Annotated in this window: 2 protein-coding genes; both read left to right on the forward strand. The window is 73.7% G+C overall.

The features are described from left to right. The first annotated feature begins 148 nt into the window (after positions 1 to 148). Entirely contained in the window at positions 149 to 8668 is an 8520-nt protein-coding gene (locus tag ACH4E8_RS27615; RefSeq protein ID WP_398452994.1) for a beta-ketoacyl synthase N-terminal-like domain-containing protein, read from the forward strand. A 14-nt stretch (positions 8669 to 8682) separates the two neighbouring features. After that, positions 8683 to 10257, forward strand: a 1575-nt coding sequence (locus ACH4E8_RS27620) for a type I polyketide synthase (protein WP_398452996.1), incomplete at its 3' end; no start/stop codon positions are given.

The raw sequence follows: 10257 nt of genomic DNA on the forward strand, positions 1-10257 counted from the left end.
CTTCACCGCCCCTGCTTCCGGAAGCGCGGTGCAGTCGAACGATTCCCTGACCGGGGGCGCCCGCTGCGGTTCGTTTTTGGTGTGGCTTAAGGGCGTCTGTTGAGGATGGGGCCACTCAGGAGACTCCTACCCGAGCTGGGGTGTCGAGGTGACGACGGGGAAGTCCATCGCGGTGGTGGGTGTGGCGTGTCGGCTGCCCGGGGCGGGAGGGCCGGCCGAGCTCTGGAGCCTGTTGGCGGACGGCCGGTGCGCGGTGGGCCCGCTGCCCGAGGACCGCCGCGCGTCGTGGGGCGCCGCGGCGGCCCACGCGCAGCGCGCCGGGTTCCTCGACCGGGTCGACGCCTTCGACGCGGCCTTCTTCGGGATCTCCCCGCGCGAGGCCGCCGTCATGGACCCACAGCAGCGGCTCGTACTCGAACTCGCCTGGGAGGCGTTGGAGGACGCCGGCCGCCCGGCCGGGCAACTCGCGGGCCGCGGCGTGGGCGTCTTCGTCGGAGCCATGTGGGACGCGTTCGGACCGGTGCTGGCCCGGGCCGGCCGGGTCGGTGCGCGCCACGCCATGACCGGCGCCCACCGCGGGACCGTGGCGCACCGCGTCTCGTACGCCCTGGACCTGCGCGGACCGAGCGTCGTGGTGGACTGCGGCCAGTCCTCCTCGCTCACCGCGGTCCACCTGGCCTGCGAGGAACTGCGCCGCGGCGGATGCGGGACCGCGCTCGCGGGCGGCGTCAACCTGATGCTCGCCCCGGAGGGCACGGCGGCCGCCACCGGCTTCGGCGGGCTGTCCCCCGACGGCTGCTCGTACGTCTTCGACGCCCGGGCGAACGGCTTCGTCCGCGGCGAGGGCGGCGCGCTGGTCGTCCTCAAGCCGCTGGACGACGCGGTGCGCGACGGGGACCCGGTGTACTGCGTGATCGAGGGGAGCGCGGTCAATCAGGACGGTGCGTCGTCCGGCGCCCTCACGGTCCCCAGCACAACGGCACAAGAAGCGGTCGTCCGGTTGGCGCACCGTTGCGCCGGCACCGAGCGGGACGACGTGCAGTACGTGGAACTGCACGGCACCGGAACCCCGGTCGGGGACCCGGTGGAGGCTGCAGCGCTCGGCGCCGCACTGGGCACGGGACGCACCACCGGGCCCCTCCTCGTGGGCTCGGTGAAGACGAACGTCGGACACCTGGAGGGCGCCGCCGGCGTGACAGGGTTGGTCAAGACGGCGCTGAGCCTGGCACGGGGACGCATCCCCGCAAGCCTCCACTTCGAGACGCCGCACCCCCGGATACCCCTGCGTGCACTGGGACTTGACGTACCGCAGGCGCTGACGGCCTGGCCGGGCGGCGACGACGGGCGGCGGAAGGTCGCCGGCGTCACGTCCCTGGGGATGGGCGGCACCAACTGCCACGTGGTGCTCGCCGAAGCCCCGCCCAGCGCGGCCCGTCCGGCCTGGTGCCCCGTGTTCCCGGCGACCGCGGCCACCGCACCGGGCCGGGCCACCGCACCGCGGGCCCAGGCGCCCACCGGGAACGACACGGCTCCCGCACTCGTCGCTTGGCCGCTCTCCGGCCGCGGCGCGGCGGCCCTGCGCGCCCAGGCCGACCGGCTGCGCGCCCGCATCGCCGCCGAACCCGCCCTCGACCCCGCGGACGTCGCACACGCCCTGGTGACCGCCCGCGAGCCGCTCTCGCACCGCGCCGTGGTCATCGGACGCGACACCACCGAACTGACGGACCGCCTGACGACCTGCACGTACGGCGAGCGCCACGCCGGAACCGTCACCGGACGGACACCCGACGAACCGCCCGGCGCGACCGAGTTGGCCTTCCTCTTCAGCGGGCAGGGCAGCCAGAGAATCGGCATGGGGCGGGAACTCGCCGCCACACAACCCGTGTTCGCCGCCGCCCTGGACGAGGCGTTCGCCGCGGTCGACCCCTGGCTCGACCGGCCGCTGCGCGACGTCGTCTTCGACACCGGCCCCGACGCACCCCTGCACCAGACCGGCTACGCGCAACCCGCGCTCTTCGCCGTCGAGGTCGCGCTCCACCGGCTGATGGAGTCCTTCGGCGTCCACCCCGGCCAAGTCATGGGCCACTCGGTCGGCGAGATCGCCGCCGCCCACGTCGCGGGAGCGCTCCCGCTCGCCGACGCGGGCGCCCTCGCCGCCGCCCGGGGCCGGCTGATGCAGTCCGTCCGCACGTCCGGCGCGATGGCCGCCCTCCAGGCCACGGAGGGCGAAGCAGCCGAACTGCTCGCCGGCCGCGCGGCATCGGTCTCCCTCGCCGCCGTCAACGGACCGGCGTCCGTCGTCATCTCCGGCGACCGCGATGCCGTGCACGAACTGGAGGCGGACTGGCGGGCCCGGGGCCGCCGCACCAAGGTGCTGCGCACCAGCCACGCCTTCCACTCCCCGCACCTGGACGCCGTGCTCGACGAACTGCGGACGGTCGTGGCCGGGCTGGCGTTCTCCGAACCCGACATCCCCGTCATCTCCAACGTGACGGGCCGCCCGGCCGCCCCCGGGCAACTCGCCGACCCCGACTACTGGGCGGCACACGCCCGCGGCACCGTCCGGTTCCACGACGGCGTACGGACGGCGACCGACGCGGGCGCCCGGGTCTTCCTCGAACTCGGCCCCGACGGGCCCCTCGCAGCCATGGTCCGCGAGTCCCTGCCCACCACGGGGCTCGATCCGCGAACCACCGGAACGCGGCCCACCGCACTCGCCGCGCTGCGCCGGGGCCGCCCCGAGGACGAGACGCTGCACACCGCGCTCGCCGAACTGTGGGTGCGCGGCTTCGGCGTGACCTGGGACCGGGGGTCCGGCGGGCCGCGACAGCGGGTGGCGCTGCCCACGTACGCGTTCCAACGGGAACGCCACTGGCCAGAGCCCGCGGGCACCAGCGTGGACGCCGACGAGGGCGCGGGTGCGGAGCGCGTCGAGCCGGAGCCGGACACCACACGGCCGGTGCCCGACGCCGCACCGTTCGCCCGGCGCCTGTCCGAACTGGGCGCGGGGGAGCAGTCGCGCCTCGCGCTCGAACTCGTACGCTCCCAGGCCGCCGCCGTCCTCGGGCACGCGTCGGGCAGCGCCGTCGCAGCCGACACCAGTTTCAAGAAGCAGGGCTTCGACTCGCTGGGCGCCGCCGAACTGAGCGAGCGGCTGAGCACCGCGACCGGGCTGGCGCTGCCGGCCACGCTCACCTTCGACCACCCCACCCCGCGGGCCGCTGCGGACCGCGTGCGCGAGTTGATCGCGGGCTCACCCGAACCGGCCGGACGCGACGAACCGCGTGCCGTCGATGCCGCGGAGCCCCTCGCAGTGGTGGCGATGAGCTGCCGCTACCCGGGCGCACAGACCCCGGAAGAGCTGTGGGACCTGGTGGCCGAAGGCCGGGACGTGATCGGCGACTTCCCCGCGGACCGGGGCTGGGACCTGTCCCGACTCTTCGACCCGACAACAGCCCCGCGTCCGGGCACGAGCCACACCGACAAAGGCGGATTCCTCCCCGACGCCGACCGCTTCGACGCTGCCTTCTTCGGCATCTCGCCACGGGAGGCGCTCGCCATGGACCCGCAGCAGCGGCTGCTGCTGGAGTGCGCCTGGCAGACGTTCGAACGGGCCGGCGTCATCAACACTGCACTGCGACACAGCTCCACCGGCGTCTTCGTCGGGCTGACGGCTCAGGACTACGGGCCCCGGATGCACGAACCGACCGACGGCCTGGACGGCCACCTCCTCACGGGCACCACGCCCAGCGTCGCGGCGGGTCGGATCTCGTACGCCCTGGGACTTGAGGGCCCGGCGGTGACGGTGGACACGGCGTGTTCGTCGTCGCTGGTGGCGATCCACCTGGCGGCGCAGGCGCTGCGAGCGGGCGAGTGCTCGTTGGCGCTGGCCGGCGGGGTGACCGTACTGGCCACGCCCGGGATGTTCGGGGAGTTCTCCCGCCAGGGCGGGCTGGCCCCGGACGGCCGGTGCAAGGCGTTCGCCGCTGCGGCCGACGGGACGGGCTGGTCCGAGGGCGTCGGTCTGGTGCTGCTGGAGCGGCTGTCCGACGCACGGCGCAACGGGCACCAGGTGCTCGCCGTACTGCGCGGCTCGGCGGTGAACCAGGACGGTGCTTCGAATGGTCTGGCAGCGCCCAATGGTCCTTCGCAGGAGCGGGTGATCCGGCGGGCGTTGGCGCAGGCGGGTTTGTCGGCGTCCGAGGTGGATGCGGTGGAGGCGCACGGTACGGGGACGAAGTTGGGCGACCCGATCGAGGCGGGTGCGCTGTTGGCGACGTACGGCCAGGGGCGTTCAGCGCGTCCGTTGTTGTTGGGGTCGGTGAAGTCGAACATCGGGCATACGCAGGCTGCGGCGGGGGTCGCTGGCGTCATCAAGATGGTGATGGCGTTGCGGCACGGGGTGCTGCCGGCGTCGCTGCACATTGACGAGCCGTCGCCGCATGTGGATTGGTCGGCGGGTGGGGTGCGGTTGTTGACGGAGGCGGTCGAGTGGGCGCGGGGGGAGCGGGTGCGGCGGGCGGGCGTGTCGTCGTTCGGCATCTCCGGGACGAACGCGCATGTGATCGTTGAGGAGGCTCCGGAGTCGGTTGTTCCGGAGGTGGACGGTGCGGTGGGTGGTGTGGTGCCGTGGGTGGTGTCGGGGCGGAGTGCTGAGGCGTTAGGGGGTCAGGCGGCGGCGCTGGCGGGACATGTGGCGCGGGCTGATGTGCCGGTGGGCGCGGTGGGTTGGTCGTTGGTGTCGGGGCGGTCGGTGTTCGAGCACCGGGCGGTGGTGGTGGGTACGGCGCGGGATGAACTGGTGGCGGGTGTCGAAGCGCTTGCGGAGGGGGTGGCGCACCCCGGGGTTGTGGTGGGTCAAGCGGGTGATCTGGGTTCCGGGCCGGTGTTGGTGTTTCCGGGGCAGGGTTCGCAGTGGGTCGGCATGGGCGTCGAACTCCTCGACTCCTCAACTGTCTTCGCCGAACGCATCGCTGCCTGTGAGTCGGCGTTGAAGCCGCATGTGGATTGGTCGTTGACGGGTGTGTTGCGCGGTGACGGTGCGGAACTGGCCCGGGTGGATGTGGTGCAGCCCGTGCTGTGGGCGGTGATGGTGTCCCTCGCCGCCGTGTGGGTGGAGTACGGCGTGGAACCGGCTGCCGTCATCGGGCATTCCCAGGGTGAGATCGCCGCAGCCTGCGTCGCGGGGGCGCTCACGTTGGAGGACGGCGCGCGGATCGTCGCCCTCCGGAGCAAAGCCCTCCGCGCCCTGTCCGGAGGCGGCGCCATGGCGTCCCTGGCCGTGGGTGCCGAAGAAGCCGAAGGCTTTTTCCCTGTGCAGGGCGGTGTGGTGGTGGCTGCGGTGAACGGACCTTCGTCGACGGTCGTTTCCGGTCCGCCGCAGGCCGTTGCCGAGGCGGTCGCCGCGGTCGAGGGTGCTGGGCATCGGGCCCGGCTGATCGATGTGGACTACGCGTCCCATGGTCCGCAGGTCGATGAGATCACCGATGAACTCCACGGCCTTCTCGCCGGGATCCAGCCGGCCAGGAGTGGCGTTGCCTTCTACTCGACGGTGACTGCTGAACAGGTCGACACCACTGCTCTGGACACCGGCTATTGGGTGCGGAACTTGCGGGAACGGGTTCGGTTCTCCGATGCGGTGGAAGCGCTCGTTGATGCCGGGCATGGGTTGTTCGTTGAGGTGAGTCCGCATCCTGTGTTGGCGTTCGGTTTGGCGGAGGTGTTCGAGGGCGTCGGTGTGGATGCGGTGGTGGTGCCGACGTTGCGTCGGGGCTCCGGTGGGTTGGGGCAGTTGGCGTTGTCGTTGGGGCAGGCGTTCGTGGCCGGGGCCCCGGTGGACTGGTCGACCTGGTTCCCGGCCGCGGCCCGACGCACCATCGACCTGCCCACGTACGCCTTCCAACGCCAGCGCTACTGGCTCCCGCCCACGGCGGGCGCCGGCAGGCTCGGTGCGGCGGGGCTGCACGACGTCGACCATCCGTTGCTGCCCGGCGCGGTGCACCTGGCGGACGGCGGGTTCGTGCTCACCGGTCGGGTACCGGCGGGCGCCCACGGCTGGCTCGGTGACCACACGGTGGCCGGTACGGCACTGGTGCCGGGCGCGGTGCTCGTCGAATGGGCCCTGCGCGCCGCTGACGAAACCGGTTGCGGCGAAGTGGCGGAACTGACGCTGCGACAACCGCTTGCCGTGCCCACGGCCGGGGACCTCCAGGTGCGGGTGTCGGTGAGCACGGCCGCCGCGGACGGCACCCGTGAGCTACGGGTGGACTCCCGGGCCGAGCGCGACCGCGCGGACGGCACTTGGAACTGCCACGCCACCGGCTTCCTCACGCCCGGACCGACCGCCCCCGCCCCCGAAGTCGCAGGCGCGTGGCCGCCGGCCGGTGCCGAACCCGTCGACACAGCGGACTTCTACGCCCGCCTGGACGCCGCGGGATACTCGTACGGCGACGCCCACCACGGGCTCCGCGCGCTGTGGCGCAACGGGGACGAACTGCTGGCCGAGGTCGTCCTGCCCCACGGCACGGGCGACGGCGAGAACGGGTTCGGCATCCACCCCGTCCTCCTGGACGCCGCACTCCACCCCGTACTGCTGCCGGCGGAGCCCGCGACGGGCGGGCCGGTGTGGCTGCCGTTCTCCTGGTCCGGAGTGACGCTGTGGGCGGGCGGGGCCCAGACCGTACGCGTCAGGCTGACGCCACGTCGGCCCGCCGACGGCGACGACGACCAGCGGGAGCTGAGCGTGGCCGTTGCCGACGCGTTGGGCGCCCCCGTCCTCACGGCCGCCTCGGTGGTGTTGCGGCCCGCGGACCCCGGCCGGCTGCGCGCCGCGGCCGGGGGCGCCGGGCGGCTGTTCACCCTGGCGTGGACGCCGCTGGCACGGGTGGACGGGGCTGGGGGAGAAGGCTGGGTCACCCTCGCCGACGAGGGGCCCGCGGCGGTGGCGGAGGCCGTGTCCGGCGATGCCGCGGTGGTTGTCGCGGACGTGCACACCGGGAGCAGTTCGGGCCTGGTGGCGGTCGAGCGCGCATCGGCGCTGGTGCGCACTTGGCTCGCCGAACCCCGTACGACCGGGGCCCGTCTGGTGCTGCTCACCCGGGGAGCCCTGCCGGTGGAACTGTCCGGAGCGCCGGCCGCACCGCACCCGGCCGAGACCGGGATACGCGGACGGTTGCGGCACGTGCTGTCGGCGCACCCCGACCGCGTCGTCCTGCTCGACCTCGAACCGTCGACCGACCCCCCTGCCGCGGCAATGCTCGACGCCGACACGTCGAGCGCCGTGCGCACGGCCCTGGCGAGCGGCGAGCAGGTCGTGGCGGTGCGCGCGGGCAGGGTCCTGGCGCCCCGCTGGGTCCCCGACCCGGCCACCGGCGCCGGCGAACCGGCCGTCGAGAACGGCGGCACCGTCTTGGTCAGCGGCGGCACCGGGGCCTGGGGCGCCCGGATCGCCGAGTACCTGGCGCGCACCGGACGGGCGGATCGGCTGGTCCTGGTCAGTCGGCGCGGCCCGGCGGCGTCGGACGCGACGGAACTCGCGGCCCGGCTGGCGGCGTACGGCCCCCTGGTCGACGTCGTGGCCGCGGACCTCGCCGATCCGGATTCGGTGGCGGCGATCCTCACCGGCATCGACCCCGCGCACCCGCTGACCGGGATCGTGCACGCGGCCGGGGCGCGGTCGGGCGCCCCCGCGCAGGTGTGGCACGCCAAAGCGACCGTCGCCGCCCGACTCGCCGCGGCCGCCGGCGAAGTGCCCACGCTGCGACGGTTCGTGGTGTTCGGCGAGCCGGTGGCCGAACCGGACGCGCCGAACGCCATCGACCACGCCGCCGCCCACGCGTACTGCGAAGCCCTGATGGCACACCGGCACGCCGGGGGACTGCCGGGCACTTCGGTGACCTGGGCTCGGGCCGCGGACCCCGCCGATGCCCCGGACGACGCCGTCTTCGACGCGGTGTGGACGCACCGGGAGTCGCACGTGCTGGTGGCCGGGGCCGGCAGCCCGCTGCCCGGCGCACCGCCGCACTCCGTCGCCGTACGGGTCGAGCCCACCGGACCGCGGCGGCGGGCCGCAGCCGACGGACCGGACCGTCCCGTGGACCTGGCGGCCCGGCTCGCCGCACTGCCCGAGGGCGACCGGCAGCGCACCCTGCTGGACGTCGTACGCGGGCACGCGGCAGCCGTGCTCGGGCACGCCGAACCGGAGGCGGTCCCGGCCCGGGCCGCCTTCAAGCAGCTCGGCTTCAGCTCCTTGACGTCCGTGGAGCTGCGGGACCGGCTGTCGGCGGCGACCGGGCTGCGGCTGCCCACCGCGTACGTCTTCCGCCACCCCACCTCGGAGCAGGTCACGCGCGACCTGCTGCGCCGGCTCGTGCCCGGCCAAGAGGCCGGCACCGGCCACGTCCCCGGCGCCGACCCTGCGGTCGTCCGCGCCGACGGCGGGAACGCGCTGCTGAACGAACTGGCCCGGCTGGAGGCCGCGGTGGCGGGCGCCGCGGTGGACGAAGGAGACGTCGCCATGGTCACCACCCGCCTGGAGGACCTGTTGGCGACCTGGCGGCAGGCCCACGGCAACGCGCCCGCGGCCCCCGCCGCTGCGGCGGACCGGCTCAAGTCCGCCTCGGCCCAACAGGTGCTGGACTTCATCGACAACGAGCTTGGAGTGTCCTGAAATGGTGGCCCCCCATGGCGAATGAAGAGCAGCTCGTCGACTACCTCAAGCGTGTTGCCGCCGAACTCCAGCAGACGCGGCAGCGTCTGCACGAGGTGGAGGAGCGCCACCAGGAGCCCGTGGCCATCGTCGGCATGGGCTGCCGCTTCCCCGGGGACGCGAATTCGCCCGAAGCGCTGTGGGACCTGGTGGCCGATGGGCGCGACGTCATCGGACCGTTCCCCACCGACCGGGGCTGGGACCTGGAGAAGCTGTACGACCCGGATCCGGCCACCCCCTGGACCAGTTACGTGCGCGATGGCGGGTTCGTCCGTGACGCCGACCGCTTCGACGCGGAGTTCTTCGACATCTCCCCGCGGGAGGCGCTCGCGATGACCCCGCAGCAGCGGCTGCTGCTGGAGGTGGCGTGGGAGTCCCTGGAGCGGGCCGGCATCGACCCCCGCACGCTCAAGGGCAGCCGCACCGGGGTCTACGCGGGCGTGTCGAGCGAGGACTACTACTCGCGTCTGCCGCGCATCCCCGAAGGCTTCGAGGGCCACGCCACCACCGGCAGCCTGAACAGCGTCCTCTCCGGGCGCGTCGCCTACGCTCTGGGGCTTGAGGGCCCGGCGGTGACGGTGGACACGGCGTGTTCGTCGTCGCTGGTGGCGATGCACCTCGCGGTCAAGGCGCTGCGGCAGGGCGAGTGCACCTTGGCCCTGGCGGGCGGGGCGCTGGTGCTCTCGTCGCCGCTGATGTTCACCGAGTTCTGCCGTCAGCGCGGATTGTCGCCCGACGGCCGGTGCAAGGCGTTCGCCGCGTCCGCCGACGGCACCGGGTTCTCGGAGGGCGTCGGGTTGGTGCTGCTGGAGCGGCTGTCCGACGCGCGCCGCAAGGGGCACCGCGTCCTTGCGGTCGTCCGTGGCTCGGCCGTCAACCAGGACGGCGCGAGCAACGGGCTGTCCGCGCCCAACGACGCGGCGCAGGAGCGGGTGATCCGACAGGCGCTGGCCGACGCCCGACTCTCCACCGCCGACGTCGACGCGGTCGAGGCACACGGTACGGGGACGAAGTTGGGCGACCCGATCGAGGCGGGCGCACTGCTGGCGACGTACGGGCAGGGCCGGCCGGCGGACCGGCCGCTGTGGCTCGGCTCGGTGAAGACGAACATCGGCCACACGCACGCCACCGCCGGTGTCGCCGGTGTGATCAAGATGGTGATGGCGTTGCGGCACGGGGTGCTGCCGGCGTCGCTGCACATTGACGAGCCGTCGCCGCATGTGGATTGGTCGGCGGGTGGGGTGCGGTTGTTGACGGAGGCGGTCGAGTGGGCGCGGGGGGAGCGGGTGCGGCGGGCGGGCGTGTCGTCGTTCGGCATCTCCGGGACGAATGCGCATCTGATCGTTGAGGAGGCTCCGGAGTCGGATGTTCCGGAGTCGGTTGTTCCGGAGGTGGACGGTGCGGTGGGTGGTGTGGTGCCGTGGGTGGTGTCGGGGCGGAGCGCTGAGGCGTTACGGGGTCAGGCGGCGGCGCTGGCGGGACATGTGGCGCGGGCTGATGTGCCGGTGGGCGCGGTGGGTTGGTCGTTGGTGTCGGGGCGGTCGGTGTTC

Origin of the sequence: Streptomyces sp. NPDC017979, assembly GCF_044328175.1 — a bacterium.
GTDB lineage: Bacteria > Actinomycetota > Actinomycetes > Streptomycetales > Streptomycetaceae > Streptomyces.